The 21,006-nt window shown below is 36.1% G+C and carries 20 protein-coding genes (1 of these 20 cut by a window edge); 7 read left to right on the plus strand and 13 right to left on the minus strand.

The window, feature by feature from the left end; all coding sequences use genetic code 11:
- The first annotated feature begins 27 nt into the window (after positions 1-27).
- The gene (locus DCC35_RS05310; protein ID WP_137089805.1) at positions 28-2,451 is read left to right on the plus strand and encodes a DUF3772 domain-containing protein; all 2,424 of its coding nucleotides are present in this window, start codon (positions 28-30) and stop codon (positions 2,449-2,451) included.
- Here the strand turns inward: DCC35_RS05310 and DCC35_RS20815 are convergent, their stop codons facing one another.
- From DCC35_RS20815 to DCC35_RS05345, 7 genes are all read right to left on the minus strand, one after another.
- Positions 2,452-2,844 (minus strand): formylglycine-generating enzyme family protein, encoded by a 393-nt coding sequence (locus DCC35_RS20815; RefSeq protein ID WP_137089806.1) that lies wholly within the window; start codon positions 2,842-2,844, stop codon positions 2,452-2,454.
- Positions 2,769-3,527, minus strand: coding sequence for an SUMF1/EgtB/PvdO family nonheme iron enzyme (locus tag DCC35_RS05320; protein ID WP_137089807.1), 759 nt, complete (start codon positions 3,525-3,527; stop codon positions 2,769-2,771). The genes DCC35_RS20815 and DCC35_RS05320 overlap by 76 nt, the downstream gene beginning before the upstream one ends.
- 44 nt (positions 3,528-3,571) lie before the next feature.
- Positions 3,572-4,372, minus strand: a complete 801-nt coding sequence (locus DCC35_RS05325) for a dienelactone hydrolase family protein (RefSeq protein WP_137089808.1) — start codon at positions 4,370-4,372, stop codon at positions 3,572-3,574.
- Between the two features lie 75 nt (positions 4,373-4,447).
- Positions 4,448-6,817, minus strand: coding sequence for a penicillin-binding protein 1C (gene pbpC / locus DCC35_RS05330; RefSeq protein ID WP_137089809.1), 2,370 nt, complete (start codon positions 6,815-6,817; stop codon positions 4,448-4,450).
- Positions 6,818-6,820: 3 nt separating this feature from the next.
- Positions 6,821-12,343 carry an MG2 domain-containing protein gene (locus tag DCC35_RS05335; protein ID WP_137089810.1) on the minus strand — a complete coding sequence of 1,841 codons (5,523 nt, stop codon included), beginning with the start codon at positions 12,341-12,343 and terminating at the stop codon, positions 6,821-6,823.
- A 264-nt stretch (positions 12,344-12,607) separates the two neighbouring features.
- Positions 12,608-13,966, minus strand: a complete 1,359-nt coding sequence (gene gdhA, locus DCC35_RS05340; protein ID WP_137089811.1) for an NADP-specific glutamate dehydrogenase — start codon at positions 13,964-13,966, stop codon at positions 12,608-12,610.
- A 183-nt stretch (positions 13,967-14,149) separates the two neighbouring features.
- A complete protein-coding gene (locus tag DCC35_RS05345; RefSeq protein ID WP_137089812.1) occupies positions 14,150-14,473 on the minus strand; it encodes a thioredoxin family protein in 324 nt (107 codons plus the stop codon).
- Positions 14,474-14,615: 142 nt separating this feature from the next.
- Here DCC35_RS05345 and ypfJ point away from each other — a divergent pair, with 142 nt between their 5' ends.
- Positions 14,616-15,470, plus strand: a complete 855-nt coding sequence (gene ypfJ, locus DCC35_RS05350; protein WP_137089813.1) for a KPN_02809 family neutral zinc metallopeptidase — start codon at positions 14,616-14,618, stop codon at positions 15,468-15,470.
- Here the strand turns inward: ypfJ and DCC35_RS05355 are convergent.
- Entirely contained in the window at positions 15,465-15,848 is a 384-nt protein-coding gene (locus DCC35_RS05355; RefSeq protein ID WP_175402722.1) for an acyl-CoA thioesterase, read from the minus strand. The genes ypfJ and DCC35_RS05355 overlap by 6 nt on opposite strands.
- A 49-nt stretch (positions 15,849-15,897) precedes the next feature.
- Between DCC35_RS05355 and DCC35_RS05360 the strand changes: the two genes are divergently transcribed.
- The 4 genes from DCC35_RS05360 to DCC35_RS05375 all read left to right on the plus strand — a co-directional run bounded on the left by DCC35_RS05360 (position 15,898) and on the right by DCC35_RS05375 (position 17,857).
- Positions 15,898-16,479, plus strand: coding sequence for a SixA phosphatase family protein (locus DCC35_RS05360; protein WP_137089815.1), 582 nt, complete (start codon positions 15,898-15,900; stop codon positions 16,477-16,479).
- 206 nt (positions 16,480-16,685) lie between these two features.
- Complete coding sequence (locus tag DCC35_RS05365) at positions 16,686-16,949, plus strand: hypothetical protein (protein ID WP_137089816.1); 264 nt, start codon at positions 16,686-16,688, stop codon at positions 16,947-16,949.
- 85 nt (positions 16,950-17,034) lie between these two features.
- Positions 17,035-17,358 (plus strand): hypothetical protein, encoded by a 324-nt coding sequence (locus tag DCC35_RS05370; protein ID WP_137089817.1) that lies wholly within the window; start codon positions 17,035-17,037, stop codon positions 17,356-17,358.
- Between the two features lies 1 nt (position 17,359).
- A complete protein-coding gene (locus DCC35_RS05375) occupies positions 17,360-17,857 on the plus strand; it encodes a DUF2231 domain-containing protein (RefSeq protein WP_137089818.1) in 498 nt (165 codons plus the stop codon).
- 37 nt (positions 17,858-17,894) lie between these two features.
- On the opposite strand, the gene DCC35_RS05380 is transcribed toward DCC35_RS05375, so the two are convergent.
- The 5 genes from DCC35_RS05380 to DCC35_RS05395 form a co-directional block, all read right to left on the minus strand.
- Positions 17,895-18,497 carry a nitroreductase family protein gene (locus tag DCC35_RS05380; protein WP_137089819.1) on the minus strand — a complete coding sequence of 201 codons (603 nt, stop codon included), beginning with the start codon at positions 18,495-18,497 and terminating at the stop codon, positions 17,895-17,897.
- 2 nt (positions 18,498-18,499) lie between these two features.
- Positions 18,500-18,739, minus strand: coding sequence for a pirin family protein (locus DCC35_RS21765; protein WP_317129013.1), 240 nt, complete (start codon positions 18,737-18,739; stop codon positions 18,500-18,502).
- Entirely contained in the window at positions 18,637-19,215 is a 579-nt protein-coding gene (locus DCC35_RS05385; protein WP_317128990.1) for a pirin family protein, read from the minus strand. Before DCC35_RS05385 ends, DCC35_RS21765 begins: the two co-directional genes overlap by 103 nt.
- Positions 19,216-19,289: 74 nt before the next feature.
- The gene (locus DCC35_RS05390; RefSeq protein ID WP_137089820.1) at positions 19,290-19,664 is read right to left on the minus strand and encodes a PH domain-containing protein; all 375 of its coding nucleotides are present in this window, start codon (positions 19,662-19,664) and stop codon (positions 19,290-19,292) included.
- A 48-nt stretch (positions 19,665-19,712) separates the two neighbouring features.
- Complete coding sequence (locus DCC35_RS05395) at positions 19,713-20,315, minus strand: short chain dehydrogenase (RefSeq protein WP_137089821.1); 603 nt, start codon at positions 20,313-20,315, stop codon at positions 19,713-19,715.
- A gap of 117 nt (positions 20,316-20,432) precedes the next feature.
- Between DCC35_RS05395 and DCC35_RS05400 the strand changes: the two genes are divergently transcribed.
- Positions 20,433-21,006, plus strand: partial view of a sulfite exporter TauE/SafE family protein gene (locus tag DCC35_RS05400; protein WP_137089822.1) — the 5' portion only. Its footprint extends 233 nt past the window's final position; the window shows 574 of its 807 coding nt (coding positions 1-574); the start codon lies at positions 20,433-20,435; its stop codon lies beyond the right edge, outside the window.

Here is a 21,006-nt window from a genome sequence, read left to right on the forward strand (position 1 = left end):
AATTGTTTCTACAATAGTTCAGTCTAAATGATCAGGTACGCAAGTTTTTTTATTATAACCTTATTTTTCAATCTTACCCTTCTTTCCCAGGATGAAGCAATAAGTGAAATTAGATCTAAAATTGAAGAAAGTTTTGATCATATTAATAACATAAAATCTCTTATAAAATCTGGTCCCGAAAGTAAAGATAGCCTTACATTATACTCAAACAGATTATTGGATATTCAGGATGGTCTTGTAAATGAGATTGATCGGTTAGATGAGATAGAAAAGGATTTTGAAAACAGATTAAGAGAGTTGGGCCCTGAACCAGCTGAAGGAGAAATGCCTGAAGCAAAAGTAATCTCTAAACTTAGGGACAGCCTGGAAACAAAGATTAGCAATACTGTTGAATTAAAGCAATCAGCAATACTGCTTAATGAGCAAATCAGCCAACTTTTAGTCGATATTGCCAAAAAAAAGAGCGATATATTCATCGACGCCCTGGGAAATAGAAGTAAGTCAATTTTATCACCTGATTTGTGGGTTGAAGCATCCAGAGATTTTCCGGTAGTGGTAGATAAAATCGCTCACTTTTTTAATCAGTGGGCAGATAGCTTAAAAAAAGGCAAAAATTACAAAGCAACAATCATGATATTAATGACGGCTTTTATCTTGATTGTGATAGTCTTTTATCTAGTGTCAAAGAATAGCATTTGGAAACGAATAGATGGATATTTTGAAAAGGGTGAAGAACTTTCTCTTATAAATAGAAAAAGGAGAGCAGCAGTTAAAAGTTTTTCTGACCTATTATTATTGACTTTTGCCTTTATTTTACTCTATTGGATAGGTAAAGAGTTTAATTTGATCACAGTTTATAATAAGCTCTTCTTTTTAAGATTATTTTTTGGAATTACAGCATCAGTTTTCTTTATAAAATACATTCGAAGTGCATTCTCTCCTTCCAATGATAAGTGGCGTATTGTTAATTGTAATAATGAATACGCCCGACAAATTGTATTAATCGGCTCTGCAATATTTATTTTATTCATTTTTGAAAGAATCCCGACTACTGCTATTGAATTGGTTCACGAAATAGGGGAGGACCTTATACATGTAATTTCAGGATCACTGGGCATTGTAATACTTGTTCTTATTTTTATGCTTACCAGGAAAAAGATATGGATCAATACTATTAAAGATTCATCTGAAGAAGATTCACATGGGCATTTAAAAATACGATATGAACTTTTGAGGAAGGGGTTCAGGTTTGCCACTATTATTTTGATATTAGCCATTTTACTGGGATATATTAGATTCAGTGCATTTATGGTGGACCGGTTTGTGCTACTTTCTTTTTTCGTGGCGTTTGTAATATCTCTTCGGCATTTAATGATTTGGGGAATCTATAGTCTCCAAAAAGGAGAAGAAGACACTAATCATTCTGATATAGATAGTGAAGATCAAAAAGGGGACTCAGTTTATTTCTGGACACGAATAATTGTTGATATTTCGCTCCCGTTTTTAATCCTGCCACTTTTATTAATATTATTGGGCTTTGATAAATTAAATATACAACGTATTTATTCATATTTTGAATCTGATATCCATATAGGAGCCGTATCATTTTCAGTTACAAATTTATTATATGGTTTTTTGGTTTTTATTATAGCCATTGCTGTCGTCAGATGGATTTCAAAAATGTTTGAACGAAGAATATTAGGTTCATCCCATTTTGACCCGGGTCTTCGAAATTCGATGATGACGTTAGCCAACTACGTCGGGATGTTAATAGCTGTAATTCTTGCTCTGTCAACAATAGGTATAGACTTTTCCAAGATAGCACTAATTGCAGGTGCACTTTCAGTAGGTATTGGTTTTGGCCTGCAAAGCATTGTATCTAATTTCGTTTCAGGGTTAATTCTTTTATTTGAAAGACCTATTAAAATCGGAGATTGGATCGTTGTGAATTCCGGGCAGGGATATGTTAAACATATTGGTGCCCGGGCCACCCAGGTTCAAACATTTGATCAGTCAACCATTGTAATTCCTAATTCTGAATTGATTTCAAATTCGCTTACTAACTGGTTTTATAATAACAGGAGAGGAAGAGTTATAGTACCGGTGGGTGTTGCCTATAGTTCAGATCCAGAAAAGGTAAAAAATATTTTGATTGAAGCGGCTTCGGAGCATCCGGCAGTTTTGAAAATACCACCGATAAGTGTTTATTGGAGTGATTTTGCGGATAGTTCGTTAAATTTTGAAGTTAGAGCATTTATAAAAAATTATGATGATGTTTTATCGGTAAAGACTGATATCAGGTTTGCTATCTTTTCAAAGTTTAAAAAAGCTGGTATTACCATTCCGTTCCCTCAAAGAGATGTCAATTTTTTCCCGCAAGAAGATAAAGAGAGTAAAAATTCTTCTAAAATAACACCCCATAAAAGAACCAAAGGAACTAAAGGGGAATAATTACTTCAGCATATCAGGAGTTACCACTGTTCGGAAACCAAGGTGATCTGATCCGGTATCGATACTAGATGGCATTCTCGCAGATATCCTGTAACTGGCGCAATATGAAGAATGACAAAGAAAAGACCCGCCTTTGATTACTTTTACTGGTTCATAAGGTCTGTCAGGATCAAAATATTCCTTTGCTCCAGTTGGGTTACTCAAAACAGCTGATGTATTTATTGCTTTATAATAGTCTCTGTTGTACCAATCACTGGTCCACTCCCAGACATTTCCGGCCATATCGTATATTCCCGCCGAATTTGGAGGGTATGATTTTATTGGTGATATGTATTTGAACCCATCTTCAGATTCATTTTTTGTTGGGAATCTACCTTGCCAGGTATTGGCCATGGTTGCAATTTTTTATCGTCATTTCCCCAGGTATATGTGCACATCGTTAGAGTACCTTTTGCAGCAGCTTCCCATTCAGACTCCGTCGGTAATCTACGGTTTGCCCATTTACAGTATGCCAGGGCATCCTCATAGGCAATATGAACTACAGGATAATTTTCTTGATCATTTATATTACTATCAGGCCCATATGGCTGCCTCCAGTTTGCTCCTTTTTTCCATTCCCACCATTGAAAATAGTTGTTCATATCGGAGACATTTTCAACTTCTTTATTAAAGATTAATGACCCCGGCACCAACATCGAATCAGGTGGTTTTGGAGTTCCTGGTGGGAGGTTTTTCTTCATTTCCTCCCAGTTAATAGGTCGTTCTGCTACTGTGATATAGCCGGTTTCGTCGACGAATTTTTTAAACTGCTTGTTTGTAACTTCATGCTTATCAATGAAAAATCCATCAACATAAACCTCATGTGCGGGCTTTTCTCTTTCTAGCGCAAATCCATCATCAGGAAGGGCTCCTTGCTTAAACTTTTTTGCAGGAATCCAAACCATCCCTTCCGGGGTAGGAACAGGTGGAGAAAAATCAACGACTTCACTATTTTTGATTTCTCCTTGCTGATTATTCTCTGCCTGACATGCAATCAGAAAGATTACCAGAATCATATAAATGCTAATGTTTTTCATCGAGGAAGGTATAATTCTATTAAAATTAAATAATTACAATGAAATTATATTTCTTCTAAAAGTTTTTTCAACCTGGAAAGAGCCTCTTTTCTGGCTTGAGCATTTTCCGGCGAAGCATCGGGCGCCTGTCCTGCCCGCATAAATCCATGACCTGCTCCTTTATAAATTTCAGGTTTATATGTCTTATTATATTCATTCATTATCTCTTTCGACATATCTATTGTTGAATTGACCCGGTTATCATTTCCTCCATAAAATCCATAAACCGGGGCAGATATATCTTTATAATCCGCAGGGTCTTTAGGGCCCGTTCCATAAAACACAAAGAATGCCTCTACTTCATCCGTATTTGTAGCAAATCTGAAAGTTTGTGAGCCTCCCCAGCAAAATCCCATAACTGCTACTTCACCGTTGGAAGCTGGTATTTTTTTAGCATACGAAACTACTGCTTTAAGATCATTAGTTATCAATTGAGGGCTCAATTCATAAATTGCTGATCTCGCAGCATCACTGTTTTCAAAATCAGGAGTATTACCACCATTGGGAGCTTTACCTGTTAAGAAGTCCGGAGCGATAACTATGTAACCCATTGCAGCTACCTGATCTGCCATACTTCTGGCCCAGTCATTCAATCCTCTGTTTTCATGGATCAAGATTATAACCGGTGCTTTTTCTGAAACTTCCGGATAAACAAGGAAACAGGAGATAGATTCATCCCCATAAGAAACGGTAATATTTTCCTGATGGCGAGGAGAGTTTTCAAGTTGTTTGATCGCCCAGTCCTGTGACTTTATCTGAATTAAATTAATAGTTAAAAGAATAAGAAAGACAGCGGTGTTTTTCATGGTTAATAGATTGGTTTACATGAATATAACTATAAAATCCACAAAAGAATAATTTGTATGATACTTTGCCTTGTATTAATTGACCACCTCAAATGGCTGGCTTATTTCATTACCATTTTCATCAACTAATGTCAGAAGGTGGACCCCAGCCGAGGTGTGTATACCCATTTTATGGTCTCCGGTGGTAAATCCAAGAAATTGATTATCCAGATGCCAAAAGACTTTAATATCAGCATCTCCATGTGCAGCCTCAAAAATAGTTTCACCAGTATTTCCGGCTTGCTCTCTGGGGATATGAACCTTGGTGAATTTTTCCGGATAAATAAGATCAAAAAACTTAGTTACATCTTGTGCATTGCAATCTTCAATAAATGGAGGGGCTGTTTTATAATTCGGATTAAAGCGTTTGTAATAGTATGCCTGGACCGGAGGTAAAATAAAGTATGATTTAGTTACCATATTTGAAATTTCGTAGCAGCTGCTATTGACACGATATTCTTCCTTCTGATCTAATTGGATATTTTGGTGTAAATCGCATTCTTTTGTGACTGCAAGATATTCTGGCAAACTTTCACTATCGATTTCTGTACAATTTTCAGCTGCAATCATTCCGCTTTTTTGACAAACCACTTTACTTATGCCAAATGGTTCTCTCAAATTAAGTTGATCATCCAGGAGATCGAAAACTTCAAACATCAAAGGGGCTGCAGCTTCGACTCCGGTTAAACCTGGGCGGCCTTCGCCATCTGCATTTCCGATCCAGATGCCCACTAAAAAATTGTCAGTAATTCCGATCGCCCAACCATCTTTGAATCCATAGCTCGTACCGGTCTTCCACGCAACTGATTGGGAAGAATTAAATTGTTCCCAGCCGGCTTCCTGCTCAGGTCTGTTCAGGTTTTTCATTGCATTAAGGGTAAACCATATAGATGGAGCTTTAATTTGACCATCTGGGTTTAATTTTATCTCGTTCAGTATTAACGAGTCAGCTTTATCATAGTAATTACTGTGAAAATCGAGATCGCTATATCCCTTATTAACCGGTCTATTGTAATAATTATCCAGGGATCTTTTCATTCCTGCGTATGCACCTGTTATTTCCCACAATGTAGTTTCAGCACCTCCAAGTATTATTGACAGACCATAATGACTGGCTGGTTTGTCAAATGACTTAAAACCGATTTTTCTTAAATTATGGTGAAATTTTTCATAACCATAATCTACAAGCAGATGGACAAAAGGAACATTCAAACTACTTGCTAATGCTTCGTCAGCAGGAACTGCACCCCGGTATTGTTTGTCAAAGTTTTTAGGAGCAAATCCATTGTAAAAAAGGGGTACGTCAGGGACTAGTTTTTCGGGTGTAATGAGTCCCTCATCTAACGATGCTGCATATAAAAATGGCTTAAGTAAACTTCCCGGACTTCTTCTGGCTGTGATAACATCTACATGCTGCCCGTGTGATCCCGAATTTTTGCTATTACCGACGTAGGCTAATGTGCTTCCGTTCTTAACATTTAAAACCAATGCAGCAGCATTGTGAATTTCATTTGACGCCATTTTATGACTATACCTATTGACAATTTCTTCAACCTTTACCTGAAGAGAGGCAGATAAAGTTGAATGAATATTATTTCCAGACTTTCCTTCTTTAATCGACCGGTATAACAAATGATACCCATGATCGGGGAGGTCATAGATTTCTGCCGGGATTATCTCTTCTTTAGCAAGAAATAATTCTTCATCAGACATGAATCCCTTTTTCGCAAGTTTTGAAAGTAATCTGTTCCTTTTAGAAATCAGTTTATCCTGATTTTTACCCGGATATATATTTGATGGTTCATTGGGTAAAATTGCAAGTGTAGCTGCTTCAGCCCACGAAAGTCTGTAGGGTGGCCTGCCGAAGTATTTCCAGGAGGCTGAGGTGATACCGACAATATTACCTCCAAAAGGAGCATTGTCAGCATAGAGTTTTAAGATCGTTTCCTTAGAGTAAAAGAGATCTAATTTGATAGCAGCCAGTATTTCTATGGCTTTCTGGATTAATGTTCTTTTTTTATTTCCATAAGCCATTCTAACTACCTGCATAGTTAGAGTGCTACCTCCTGATACTACCTTTCCAGCTTTATAATTTTGCCATACAGCTCTGAAAATAGATACAGGATTTACACCCGGGTGATAGTGATAATATTCATCTTCAAAAATTCTTATAGCATGTTCAAATTTTGCGGGTATTGAATCTGATGAAGGAAATCTCCATTGTTCGTCCTCTGCTATACTGGCGCATAATAAGTCCCCCTCTGAGGAATAAAGAACTGTTGAATTTGGAGTATCAAAAACAGGATCGGGAATCGGGATTAATAAAATAACGATTACCAGTGCAAACATGAGATAGATGCCTGCTCTGATAACCTTGTTTAATTTTTTTTTAATCCCTGTTTTCATTCTTTATTCAGCTATTACCTCAACCCACTCTCCACCTGTCGATCCAAATACTGAATTGTCATACATTGCTTCAACTTTTACCGATGGCTTGTAAAATCTACCACGGTAAGCTGCATTTAAAAGCACCTCAAATTTCACCTTTTCATAAGCCCTCAGGTCAAAATAATGCATTGTCCGGTCATCGCGAATATCAATGTAATCTGCTTTTGAATTTCCGTTATCTGAGCCATCGAGTCGGGTATTAATTATCTCCCAACCTGAGGGAAGGATTTGTGTCAATGCCATGTCTTTATAGTTACCTTTAATTCCCGGATTGGTTATTGTCACTACGGCAGTGAAATTTGTTCCCTGTGCTAGACTCTTAGGGTTAATTGCATTTCCATCCATATCATAATAATCAACCTTGAAATCAATGTTGCGTTCTGATGCTTCTTCCTTACCTTCTACAGGTGTCCCGGTTCGGATAAGTCGCGCATAGATTGGAGCATTGCCTTTATTGTTGATTTTGATATTTTGAGAATCATCAACTTTTTTTATTGCTACCTGGTTAATGAAATAGTCATTGTTTACTGCTAATTGATCACTGCCGGTAATGATTTCTGCATTTACCGGTTTATCTATATCAAATCCCTGGACGTACTTAGCTATTGCAATAAAACTGTAAGCAGTAGTTTGAGTACTCATCCATCGGCTATTATCACCCATTTCTTTTGCAATATCCATCAGAAGTAAAAAAGCATCTTCTTTTTGGTCTAACCTGACCAACGTTTCCAGGATCATTGCCTTATCCCTTGTTCTCGAGCCAAATGTATAGTGCCTTCTTTCATCAGATATTTCAATGTTTTGAGATAATCCACTGATCATATTTTTTCCCTGATCTTTATATCCAGCCACAGCATATGCTAAAGCAAGTCGCCATTTTGCTGCAAGGCTGATAGAATTATCTTCTTTCATTCTATTCATCGCACCCAGGGCCGGAGATCCGGTTAATGCAAGTGTATATAACCTGTAAGCCTGAGTCAGATCAGTATCATTATCGTCTTGCATTCTTCCCCAGGATCTGGCTTTAGTTTTCTGATATTTTTCCCATGAATTCAGAAGATTATCAGGCACCATGTATCCGGCCTTTTTTGCTTCGATCAAGAAGTGACCGGCATAATTAGTACCCCAGTTAGATGCATAATTACCACCCGGCCAATAGGCAAAACCTCCGGTTGATACCCTGAAAGATTTCATTCTATCAATTCCGGCCTCAATATTTTTTTGGATTTTCTGTTTCTCTTCACCTGATAATTCCGTCAGATCATCCAAATATAACTGAGCAAAAACAGCAGAAGTGGTTTGCTCGATACAGCCATGAGGGTATCTTACCAGGTATTTCATGCGCTGTTCAATGTTTAATGGGGGCATTGTACTGATTTCGATAGAACCAGTATTATTTCCTTTAATTCCAAAAGGAGTATATTTTGTTGACCAGCTTTCTCCCGGTTTAATTACTTGATCTTTAACATCAGTCATCAAAGGATTTCGGGCGATGACATTCATTTCAATGTCATATTCAGCACGAAGGCCTGAACCCGTGGCTATTACTTGAACTTTTCCGATGCCTGTTTCATCTGTTGCTTCAAGATCAAAGTATATAACTTTATCACTGGCCTTGGAGAAAGAAACAGATTTATCAGAGGTACCTGAAACTTTAAGGTTACCGCTGGTTTTTACTTTTATATTAACAGCACCCAGATTCTTTTTAAGTGCAAAAACGTTAACAGGCAGTTTCATTTTTTCCTTTGGACCTGCAACTCGAGGAAGTGTGGCAAGAACCATTAGTGGCTGTTTAACCGGGGTTGTATTCTGTGCATGGCCGTAGGCGCCATCTTCAGCACCAATCACCATAGTTCTGACACTACCAATGTATTGAGGCATCTTTACATTGTGGTTTGCTGTTTCACCTTCCTCAAGGTAAAAAGGACCTAAAACCTTAACCACCGGTTTGAATCTGTTTGCTTCATTATTGTCTTTAGCTTTTAGTAATCCGTCACCACCAACAGCTAAGAGATGAAGCATTTCGCCTGTAAAGGCTCCCATAACATCATCATAAATATCCCAGGTTTTGATACCTAAAGCTTCACGCGAATAAAAGGAATTCCATGGTTCCGGAGTCTTGAAATTCGTAATATCAAGTAGTCCTTCATCAACAACAGCGATCGTATATGCCATTGCTTTTCCATTTTTCTCAGAAATTTTTATATCAAATTTTTGTTGGGGTTTTATTTCTGAAGGCATCTTTATCTCTGGCTCAAGAATGGTATTATTATTTACCACCTTAATTGATTTCACCCCATACAATCTTATAGGTAGATCGTTTTCTTTCTGACCATGAGGCTGGATCATCGTAAGATGAGCATATATATTCGGAGCCATTTTTTCAGTTGCTTCAAATTCGACCCTTGTCTGACCAGATTCAGTTTCAACCCAAAATGTTTCCAGAATCTCACTTCCCGTTTCCAGACTGACGAGAAGTCTGTTACCTTCAGTAGATGGAATTTGTAATGAAACGTTATCTCCGACATTATATTTATCTTTATCGACAGCGAAATCCAGCATTGCTTCACCACCAAGCTCTCCTCTTTGGCCTTTTCCTGCCCATCCAGGCCAGTCAATATACACCACCTGCCCAGCTGAATGACCTGATTCTTTGTCTGTTATCTTGATAAAATATCTTCCCCATTCCGGTTTGTTCACTCTCAGATTGTAAACAGCTCTCCCATTAACCGTACTTATTTTTTGAGTGGAAATAGGTTCATTATAACTCCTGCCTATATAATTACTGATGTTTTCATAGGAATTATCCCACCACCATCTCCATCTGAGTTTATATACAGAAACAGTCAGATCTTTTCTTGATACCGGGTTGCCTTTGGAATTTACTGTAGCAACCTGAACTTTATGGTCTTTGTCGGTCAGTAGCATCCCTCGCTTATCACCCTGAGGAACTTTTATACCTACAAAATGAGTGTATGGATAATAAGGAATTGAAGTACTGCTAATACTGAAATTCCCACCCTCTTCATAAACCTTACCATAGAAAATCGCATTTAAAGCACCAGGCGCATTTTTGTTCTCACCTAATTCTACTTTGAGTTTTGTGTAACCATTGTTATCGAGGGTTCCTTCAAAAACTGGTTCTCTGTTTGCATTAAAATCTTTTGATTGGTCGTCAAATTCATAGTTAGGAAACTCTTCGAAAGTAGTATTAGTTGGTCTTAACAGCAAATCAAATTCTGCATCCAGATTTCTAGCTGTTGCTCCTGTCAACCATTTTACATTGAGGTCTGCTGTAACCAAATCATCATCAGCAGTAAATCTTTCCTGATCAAATTTAAGGTCGATCTTCAATCGGTTTGGTTTGATGGTTTCAATTTTGACCTGCTTTTGGAAAACGGCACCACCTACTTTGGCTTTGGCTGACCAATTACCAGTCGGAGCATCTTTTTTGGTATCGAAATCAAACCTGTATATTGGTCCGATACTGTTAGAACTAACTTTTTTGTACGTTAGCTGTCCGGCAGGATTATACAATTCCATAATTACCGGATGATTTTCATGAAGGGTTTTGGATTTATCTTCGATGATAAAATGGAGATGGACAGTATCACCTGGTCTCCACACTCCTCTTTCTCCATAAATAAAACCTTTCAGCCCTTTCTGAACATTTTTTCCGGCAACGTTGAAATTGCTTAATGACAATGCACTTCCATCATCCAGTTTTAAGTATCCTTTTTTATTTTCTTGTGATGCGACCAGAGCAAACGGTTTACCGTCAACTTTTAGTAAAACCTTTCCGTCAGAATCTGTATTTCCAGAAGCTATGACCTGTTGTTGGTAATCATAAACATCGATTTTGACATTGCTTTGAGGTTCTGTATCTAAAAGGTTAGTGACAAACACAGAAAGATCACCTCCGTCTCTTTTCTTAGCAATTAACCCAAGGTCTGAAGAAAAAAGCATTTTACTGACTGTTCTTCTTCGCCCATAGTAAGAATCGCTACAAGGGTTATCTCTTTGTGACCAGTCATATCCCGGTGAATAATAGCTGTCGTAATAATCCCAGTATGATGACTGTTCTTCACCATCCCAGTCTTCGGAAAGATCTTCCATGTTGCCATTTTTGGATTCTCCTTCACAGAAATAAAGTGAATGCGACTTTCTGAAGCCAATATTGATCTGGTAAAAAGCTCCGGGCTCAGCTTTAAAGACTTCTTCAAGGTTTAAAGTAAACTGATTCCAATTATTCAGATCGGTTACGCCACTGGCTTTTAGTGAGATTGTTTTTCTAGCCACAGGCCGCCCTACCCGATTTAATTGTCTGTCACCTCCAAGGCTATTTACCTGAAGGTATTGTAGCATGTTATTTTCAAAGATCCTGACAATGGTAACATCGACAGCTTTTAAACCAATTGCTTCAAAAGGCAATACCAGGTTATCTGAGTTTGGTATGATTGACTTATCACTGCTATTTACCAATTTAACTTTAGGCTTAGCCTGGGTAAATTTTAATGTTTTAGTAAATGTATTGGCAAGCCTGATCCCATTAATGTTTTTTATACCCTGATTTACTGTGAGAGTAATATCATCTTTAGGCTGGCCACTTGGATAAACCTTTATTTCGTTTAAATCTACCACCAATCTGGGGTTTTTATTGGTGTTTGATAAACTTATTAACCCTAATAAATTCTGTTTGCTATCCACTGGTTCAGTAAAAAGGATTGAAATATAGCTTTCATCTCCACGAATTATTTTAGCAGAAGAAACCTGGAAGTCACCTTTTTCAGGAATAGCCACATCAAATTTCATTTTCTTGTCAACACCAATAGCACTTCCATCGATTTCGATATTTACTTTATCATCTGCACTATTTCTTTTTGCATTCTCAACTGTGAAAATATGTTCTGTAGAATTCTCAGAAGTTGTAAACGAAACATCTAATTCGTTTCCGTTTTGGGTTGCTTCTATAGTTTTTTTCAGGTCTTCTAATTTAACTATGTCAGCGGTATTAATAACTCCATTGATCTTAACTTTTGATAGGTCTGATTGATCGTAATATTTGAATCCTCGGATTGAAGCTTCATAGTTTTGTATGAATGTCTGGAAGATGAATTTAAATTCTTCTTTATCTGATTCGATCTCAGTGAATATTTTGCCCAAATCAATAGTTGCTTTATATTCCTGGTCATAAGGAAGATTAGCTTGTGGTTCGAATACTAAGGTGTTGTTATTTTCAAAATAAGATTTGCCATCGATAGAAGGAGAGAAGCTAAAAACATCAGAATTCAATTCCTCAATAAGGCTATCAGGGAAAGACTTGGCCAGGCGAACTTTAATATTACTCCCCACCGAGATCACTCCTCCGGTATAAGAGTTTATATAATCGACAAATAACCCTTTTTGACTACTAAAATCATCACTATTTTTGTTGCATCCTAAAGTCAGGAAAAGGGCACAGAGGAGCATTAATACTTTTTTCATACTTATTATTAAATGGGGACCTGAATTATGGTGCTTAAAAACTCAAAAGAAATCTGCGATCAATAGCTTTCAGTCCGGTTAAAAAATCTTGTACTAACTAATTAGAATAGTTGATATTAACTATAATGCAATATAATATTCATTTCAATTATGAATCAAATAATTGAGATAAGAATTATTACACCATAAAAAATATTACGGAAAGTGATTAAGAGTTCTTCCGGAGAAAAAGATTCAACCTAATTAGGATGTTTTTATAATTGATCAGGTCAGTCCCTGCTCGATCATGGCATGTGCAACTCTGGTAAATCCGGCAATGTTTGCTCCATGGACATAATTTGTTTTCTTAAATCCATATTCTTCAGCAGCTTTTGTGCAATCTTTATGAATGGTATTCATGATATTCATCAATTGCTTATTTACTTTTTCGCGGCTCCAGCTTTCTCCCATACGGTTTTGAGTCATTTCGATACTTGAAACAGCGACACCTCCTGCATTAGATGCTTTACCCTGTGCGTACATAACATCTGAATCTTGAAATACCTGAACACCTTCTTTTGTAACAGGCATATTAGCTCCTTCTGCAATTAACATTATATTGTTGTTGACCAGATTTTCAGCATCTTTTTTATTTATTTCATTCTGAGTAGCACAAGGGAATGCACAATCTGCTTTTATATCCCATAGAGGGTTATAATCCTCATCGTCTTTATTCTCGTGATATTCTGCGTTTGAATAATGTTCAAGATATTCTTTTATCCGGCCCCGGTCCTCATTTTTGATTTTCATAATTACCTTCAGCTTATCTTTGTCAATACCCTCTTCATCATAAATGAAGCCAGAGGAATCTGATACTGTCAACGGTTTTCCACCCATTTCGATGATTTTTTCAATCGCATGCTGGGCTACATTTCCGGCACCGGAAACCAGGCAATTTTTTCCTTCTAAAGAGTCATTTTGAGTACTCAGCATATTACAGGCAAAATAGATTAATCCAAATCCTGTTGCTTCAGTTCTTACCCACGAACCACCCCAACGTACATTTTTACCCGTAATAACTCCTGCAAATTCATTTCTTAATTTTTTATATTGCCCAAATAAAAACCCAATTTCCCGATTGCCAACTCCTATATCACCGGCAGGGATATCCGTAAATTGACCCATATGCCTAAATAGTTCATTCATGAAATTTTGGCAAAATCTCATAATCTCTTCATCTGATTTTCCTTTAGGATTAAAATCTGCACCACCTTTGCCACTACCTAAAGGCATTCCCGTGAGAGCATTTTTGAATGTCTGTTCGAAAGCAAGAAATTTTAATATCGAATAGTTCACGGATGGATGAAATCTAAGACCACCTTTAAAGGGACCCAAGGCACTATTCATTTGTACTCTATATCCTCTGTTAACATGTATTTCCCCGTTGTCATCCAACCAGTTTACCCTGAATGATATCAATCTTTCTGGCTCAGTCAGACGCTCGAGAATTTTGTATTTTCTAAAGATATCCTTTTTTTCAAGCACCGGAGTCAGTGATTCAATCACTTCATCTACAGATTGAATGAATTCGGGCTGATGAGGATTCCTTTCTTTTATATTTGAAATGATTTTATCAACAGACATGGTTATTAATTAGAGTTACAACTTATTATATAATAGAATTTACACATTTTTGTTAGAAAAATATGTGGTTGTGGCGATAAAGTAATTAGGTGCCAAAACAAACAGGCTGGTTAAGCCTGTTATTAGGTTTGAAATCCTAATTAATATTAAAGCTTAGATAAATAGTAGTTTGAATCTGAACTATTATCTTGATGCTAATTGTTCTGTTAAATCTTTAATTTCATTAAGACTGGTAGTGGATATGCCCTCTAATAGTTTCCCATCTCTATATATAGCATAATAGGGGACTGCATAAACACCAGCTTTTAATCGGGCTTTTGGACTTTCAGGAGCATTCATTTCAGCTACTTTATAATCCTGGAATTCTCCATCAGAAACAAATTTATCGAATGCATTCTGGGTGGATTTACATGTTCCGCACCATTCTGCAGTAAACCTGATTAATAAGTTTGGGTGTTTTTCTATTTCTTTTTCGAATGAAGTATCGGAGATGCTAAGTTTATTCATCTAAATATATATTTGTTTTAAATATGTACTTACTAGGGCGACATTTGTTTCAACAAATGTTATTTAATTTTAATTTCTCCATTTAATGCTATTAAAATTAAAGTGAATATTGATTAAATTATATTATAAGACTTTGTAATCTATGAAATGGAAAGGACGCAGAACCAGTAGTAATGTCGATGACAGGCGTGGTAGATCATTAGGAAGAGGCGGATCATTAGGATGTGGAGGAATAATTATTATTCTCTTATTATCCTGGATTTTTGGACTTAATCCACTTCAACTTTTTGAGGCATCATCCGGAGTAAGTTCATTGACAGTTGAAAATAGATATGAAACAACTGCAGAAGAGAATGAATTAGCAGAATTCACAAAAGTAGTTTTAGCGGATACTGAAGATGTCTGGAATGAAGTGTTTATGGAGGAATATGGAGAAGATTATCCTGAGCCCACATTAGTTCTTTTTACTGATCAGGTTCAATCTGGTTGTGGTTTTGCAGGAGCAGCCACTGGCCCGTTTTATTGTCCTGCAGATCAAAGAGTTTATATTGATCTTAGTTTTTATAATGAACTTCAAAATCGATTTGGTGCGCCCGGAGATTTTGCCATGGCATACGTAATAGCTCATGAAGTAGGTCATCATGTGCAAAATTTACTTGGATACACAGATAAAGTACATAGCCAAAGAAATCGGTTAAGTCAGAAAGAATACAATAAATTATCAGTAAGGCTAGAATTACAAGCTGACTTTTTAGCTGGATACTGGGCGAGAAGAGCAGATGAAATGTTTGACATTCTAGAACAAGGAGACCTTGAAGAAGCGATCAATGCAGCGAATGCCATTGGAGATGACAGGTTACAAAAGCAAATGCAGGGCAGGGTAGTTCCTGATGCATTCACTCATGGAACATCAGAGCAACGTATTAGATGGTTTAAACGTGGTTACGAATCGGGTGATCTATCCTACGGAGACACCTTCTCAACTAATAAATTATAAGAATAATTGAGCGAATTCTTCCGGTATTTGAATTGGCTTTCGTGTAGTTTTATTCAGGAGACACCACGTAGTTATTGCTTTTGCAGCCAACTTATCGTTACTATATATTTCTACAGATCTTTTGGATAATGGACCTTTGATATTTATTACTTTCGTTTTGGTTTTGACAATATCATCGGCAAAAATTTCTGATTTATAATCGATCTCATGCCTTAGCACAACCCATAAATATTCTAACTGCATTTTACTGGAAGCAACAGTTTCCCAATGTGATTTGGCAGTTTCCTGTACCCATTTTAGATAAATGATGTTATTAACATGTCCCAATTCATCAATATGGCCCGGTAAAACTTTGATATTCTGAGTGTATTCTATCATTATTATTAATAATTTACTTTTGCATAACATTAATTAACTCAGCTAAAAAATGAAATTAAAAAGATGTTTTTTCCTGATAATCACATTCATGTTTTTTATTTCCTGTATAGAGAAAACTGATGATTCAGGGCAATTTTCAGATAAACCAGAAGTTGAACCTACAATAATTTTCTTAACAAGACATGCTGAGAAAGATACGTTGAACAAGGATCCGGAATTATCTAAGATTGGTATAAAACGAGTTAAGACTTTAACCTCAATGCTTAAAAATATTGAGTTTGATGCCATTTATTCAACTGACTATAAAAGAACTATCCAAACGGTTAAACCACTAGCTGATTTAAATAGCCTGGTTATCATGCAATATGAACCATCACCAAGTAATGAGAATTTTTCAGCCAAACTGAAAGAAGATGAAAAGGGAAACACTATACTCGTATCCGGTCATTCAAATACTATTCCTTTTCTGATCAACGAACTAATTGGAGAAGATAGGTTTCAGCAATTTGAGGACGATCAATATGGAGATTTATTCATGGTATTATTAGATGGAGAAAAAGTCAAAATATTACAGTATTATATTCCTGTGGTTACTGATTTTAAGGATTCAACTTTTCAAAATTATAATTAAAGAAAATTAAACTTTAAATTTTCGCTTTTCTCAATCTTTTAAAAGTTATAACTTAAAATCTATTTATTATATTCTGAGCTTGTTGATTGTTAAATAGTACAATGTTTTGATTTAAATATCAGATTTTTTTTTGTAAAAAGAAGATTACATATTAATTTCCATGCCTTAAAATCAATAACATTGATATTTAACCAGCTATATTGTTTATGATTTTTGAGTTTAAATTAGAAGGAGAAGATACATCAGTTTATGTTTTGAGTGCCAGACTGAGGATGGATTTCTTAAAGCAAAAATTGGGTGATGATTTTCAAGTAGTCAATAAGGATGATGAAATCGGATTGATACTTCACTATGAGGCTACAAAATTTGCAAAAGATAATTTAAGTTTAAATGGATTCGGTTCCATTAACTATTGTTTAAATGGCGAAGAATCATCAGAAAGGATCTATAAAATACAAATCCTGAAATAGCACAGAATTTAAAATAGATTAATAGTCATCATTATTATAAGTAGATAATGTTCATTAATTTGCGCACTTAAAAATTTATAAGATTATGAACAAGCAACTATTTAAAATCACCGCTCTAACATTATCATTATTATTTGTCTTAGTATCCTGTGGAGGAAGTCATTCCGACGTAGTAGAAACTGGTACTTATTCAGGTACAATTGAAAAAGTAAATGCTGATGAAGTAGAAATCTACGTGAAGACTGATGATGATAAAACATTAGAATTATATTTTACTGATGATACACAGTTAATGAAAGATGGAGAATCTGTTGATTTTTCTATGCTTTCTGCAGGAACTTCTGTAACTGTCGATGTTGAGAAACAAGGTCAGAAAGTTGTACCTATATCAGTAACTATTACCGATTAATATGGCAGAAGTACCGGGAATGTGGAGGCCTGAATTGTGGCATCCATTGACTGTTCACTTACCTATTGGTTTAATTGTTATTGGATCTATTTTAGGGCTTTGCTCTATGATTCCACAATTAAATCGAAAATTTTCGTTTTTAACATCTGCTTCCAAATTACTCCTATTTGCAGGCGTGCCGTTCATATGGTTGGCCATCTGGACGGGGAACGAAGCCTATGAAATTGTAGGGAGAGATTTATGCGATCCGACAGTTAAAAACGACCATGAATATTTTGGGTACTTTTTAGGTTGGTCATTTACAATCGGGACTATATTATTTTTCATATCCGTGGTCTTCAACGATCCTCTTTCTAAATATGTGAAAATAATATCAGCAGTAGCACTTTTGCTTTCATTATTTTTTACTGGATATGTGGGGCATTTGGGAGCAAAACTGGTTTACCAGCAGGGAGCTGCGGTTTACCAATCAAGTGAAGATTGTAAAGAATTCGAATAAAAAAGGAGCGTTTTTGACGCTCCTTTTTTTTACTTTATTAAATCTTCGAAACAAACTCATTAACGGATTTTCTCGATCTGCTACCTTGTTCTCTTTCTTTAAATGGGTCCTCTAAATTATCTGGCTCATCTGGATATCCCAAAGCTATAAAACATACTGGTTCATGGTTTTCATCAATACCTAAATTTTCGATCGTTTTGTCTTTGTCAAATCCTGCCATCATATGACCTAATATTCCCATGTTTACAGCTTGTAATAACATAGTAGTATTTGCAGCTCCCGTATCATGGAAATAATGAGCGTTTGGTTTATTATTTCTGCTAAAGGTTTTTTTAGCTATACTTAAAATGAGGACTGGGGCATCTTTAGCCCATCGGTTTCCTTCCATCAGGCAATCTGCTAGCTTATTAAAACCTTCCGTTCCTTTATGTGCATAAATATATTCCCATGGCTGCTCATTCCTGCTACTTGCCGCCCATGATGCAGCTTCAAAAAGATTTGTCAAAGTTTCATCACTGATCGAAAGATCTTTAAAAGACCGCGTGCTCCATCTGTTTTTAATAACATCTAATACCGGGTAAGTAGTGTCAGCAATTTTTTCTTTATGTTGTGATATATCTATTTTTTCTAAAGCTTCCATAATTACGATAGTTTCATTGGTATGTCCATAACAAGAATCTCAGAATCCTGGCTTGCTTTTATATTAAAATTTTCAGTGTCCCAGATTCCTACAGCATCTCTTTTACTTATTTTTTCGCCATCTATTTCCAAATCACCTTCTAACAGGAATAGGTAGGCACCATTATCCTTTCTTTTAATTTCGTAAGAAAGATCTTTGCCTTTTTCCAGTGACGATAAACTAAACCAGGCGTCCTGGTGAATCCAGACTCCCTCATCGTCTTTATCAGGAGATAAGACCTGCTGCCATTTATTAATTCTATTTTCTTTTTAAAAGATTGTTGATCATATCGGGGTTCAACATCTTTCTTATTTGGAAAAACCCATATCTGTAAGAACTTAACTTCCTGATCGTTGTTTTTGTTCTTTTCACTGTGCATAATACCGGTACCTGCACTCATTACCTGAACATCGCCTTCTTTGATAACTTGTTTATTACCCATATTATCAGCGTGTTCCAGGTCACCACTAAGAGGAATAGATATAATTTCCATATTGTCGTGTGGATGTTTTCCAAAACCCATGGCCGGGGCAACAGTATCATCATTAAGAACTCTTAAAACTCCAAAATGCATTCTTTCAGGATTATAATAATTTGCAAAGCTGAATGAATGCCAGGAATTTAACCAGCCATGATCAGCATGACCTCTGCTATTTGATTTATGGATGACTTTTTTCATAATTTACAACATTTATATTTGTTTAAACAAATGTTACAGTAAATAACGGGATAGTTTAATAAAAGGTTATGAAACTAAAGGGTATATTGACTTAATAATTTATATATTTCGTTGATGTTATTGTCGTCCTTAAAATCCTTAGCGATTGGTTCGGCCTGGCCTCTGATCCAGATTTTAAGTTCCGCATCAAAGTCCAGAAGTCCGGAACTCTCTTTAGAAAATCTGATAATACTATGATAGGGGATTGTTAAATATTCTCTTTTTTTACCGGTAATACCTTGTTTATTAACCAGGATTAGTCGTTTGTTTGTAAACACAAAAACATCTCTTATAATCTTATATGCTTTATGTAGCTCTTCGCCTTCAATTAATACCTGTGAAAATTCCGAATAGATTTTTTTCAATGGAATTTCAGAAGCATTGCCCATGAGGCCATCAAATATAGACATAGGAGTTTTATTATTATAAGTTGAAAAATCTGCTATTTAAAAGTCCTATTAATATACTTTAATAATTTCTCCATTTACTAATCCCATCACGCTTTTTTCATATGCTTTTATCACTCTTGCCATACTAACAGGATTATGACCCGGGAAAGCCTCACCAAGATCTTCTGCAGAATCCTCAACAAGGCCGGGAGAGATTGCATTAACCCTGATTCCTTTGTCAAATAATTCCATTGAAGCTGCTTTTACGAAAGAATTTATAGCTCCGTTAACCATTGCCAGAGCCGAAGAATTTTTTATGGGATCTTCAGATAATATTCCACTAATAATAGAAAAAGAACTTCCTTTTTTAAGAAAATGCTGGCCCTCAAGGATAAGATTAATTTGCCCCATGGCCTTATTAGCGAAGCTGTCCATTCCTTTATCATAATCAAGATCATTCAATGGACCGAAAAACGCACCGCCAGTAGCAGATATTACAGCATCAATATCTTTTACTCTTTGAAACATTTCTTTGATCGTATTCGGTTTTGTAATATCTGCTTTAATATCGCAATCATTTCTACTCACACCAATCACTTCATGCTCTTTAGAAAAATGATGATATAAAGGATTGCCGATTGTTCCGGTAGCACCAACTAATAATATTTTCATTTTATTTATCTTCTTTTTTTATGATAAAGAAATATTTATGTGAATTTTGGATACTGTAACATTAATCACAGTTTCGCGCGCTCCACAGGATTAGCTTTGTGGAAAAATTAAATAAAAATGTTTATAGGAGCACTTATATCAGCGGTAATTATTGGAGTAAGTCTTGGACTTATCGGCGGTGGCGGATCGATTCTTACAGTACCGGTTTTTGTCTATATGTTAGGGATTTCACCCGTAATTGCCACTGCTTATTCACTTTTTGTGGTAGGGTCAACAAGTTTGGTCGGTTCAGTTGCCTTTATGAGAAAGGGACTGGTTAATTATAAAGCGGCAGTCGTTTTTGCAATACCATCATTTATTTCGGTGTATTTAACCCGTATGTATATTATTCCGGCCATCCCTGAGAAGCTATTTAGTATTGGGGAGCTTGTGGTGACAAAAGATATAGCCATAATGGTATTCTTTGCCTTAATCATGTTTGCAGCAGCAATATCTATGATTAAGAAAAAGAAAGGACTCGATAAGCAAGATGGAGTACCGGAAGAATTAAAATTCAATTTGCCATTGATCGCACTTGAAGGGGCTTTTGTCGGGGTGCTTACAGGTATAGTAGGAGCAGGTGGAGGATTTCTCATTATTCCTGCATTAGTATTATTTGCCAGATTGCCTATGAAAATGGCAGTAGGTACGT

The sequence above is a fragment of the Mangrovivirga cuniculi genome, assembly GCF_005166025.1.
Taxonomy (GTDB): domain Bacteria; phylum Bacteroidota; class Bacteroidia; order Cytophagales; family Cyclobacteriaceae; genus Mangrovivirga; species Mangrovivirga cuniculi.

Coding starts and splice junctions, on each gene's coding strand:
- DCC35_RS05395 (WP_137089821.1), bottom strand. CDS start 20,315: ATGAAAATATTATTAGTTGGTGCTACCGGAACAATCGGCAATCCTTTA.
- DCC35_RS05310 (WP_137089805.1), top strand. CDS start 28: ATGATCAGGTACGCAAGTTTTTTTATTATAACCTTATTTTTCAATCTT.
- DCC35_RS05335 (WP_137089810.1), bottom strand. CDS start 12,343: ATGAAAAAAGTATTAATGCTCCTCTGTGCCCTTTTCCTGACTTTAGGA.
- DCC35_RS05380 (WP_137089819.1), bottom strand. CDS start 18,497: ATGGAAGCTTTAGAAAAAATAGATATATCACAACATAAAGAAAAAATT.
- gdhA (WP_137089811.1), bottom strand. CDS start 13,966: ATGTCTGTTGATAAAATCATTTCAAATATAAAAGAAAGGAATCCTCAT.
- DCC35_RS05370 (WP_137089817.1), top strand. CDS start 17,035: ATGAACAAGCAACTATTTAAAATCACCGCTCTAACATTATCATTATTA.
- DCC35_RS05390 (WP_137089820.1), bottom strand. CDS start 19,664: ATGTCTATATTTGATGGCCTCATGGGCAATGCTTCTGAAATTCCATTG.
- DCC35_RS05325 (WP_137089808.1), bottom strand. CDS start 4,372: ATGAAAAACACCGCTGTCTTTCTTATTCTTTTAACTATTAATTTAATT.
- DCC35_RS05375 (WP_137089818.1), top strand. CDS start 17,360: ATGGCAGAAGTACCGGGAATGTGGAGGCCTGAATTGTGGCATCCATTG.
- DCC35_RS05385 (WP_317128990.1), bottom strand. CDS start 19,215: ATGAAAAAAGTCATCCATAAATCAAATAGCAGAGGTCATGCTGATCAT.
- DCC35_RS05345 (WP_137089812.1), bottom strand. CDS start 14,473: ATGAATAAACTTAGCATCTCCGATACTTCATTCGAAAAAGAAATAGAA.
- DCC35_RS20815 (WP_137089806.1), bottom strand. CDS start 2,844: ATGGCCAATACCTGGCAAGGTAGATTCCCAACAAAAAATGAATCTGAA.
- DCC35_RS05355 (WP_175402722.1), bottom strand. CDS start 15,848: ATGATAGAATACACTCAGAATATCAAAGTTTTACCGGGCCATATTGAT.
- DCC35_RS05360 (WP_137089815.1), top strand. CDS start 15,898: ATGAAATTAAAAAGATGTTTTTTCCTGATAATCACATTCATGTTTTTT.
- DCC35_RS05365 (WP_137089816.1), top strand. CDS start 16,686: ATGATTTTTGAGTTTAAATTAGAAGGAGAAGATACATCAGTTTATGTT.
- DCC35_RS05320 (WP_137089807.1), bottom strand. CDS start 3,527: ATGAAAAACATTAGCATTTATATGATTCTGGTAATCTTTCTGATTGCA.
- pbpC (WP_137089809.1), bottom strand. CDS start 6,817: ATGAAAACAGGGATTAAAAAAAAATTAAACAAGGTTATCAGAGCAGGC.
- ypfJ (WP_137089813.1), top strand. CDS start 14,616: ATGAAATGGAAAGGACGCAGAACCAGTAGTAATGTCGATGACAGGCGT.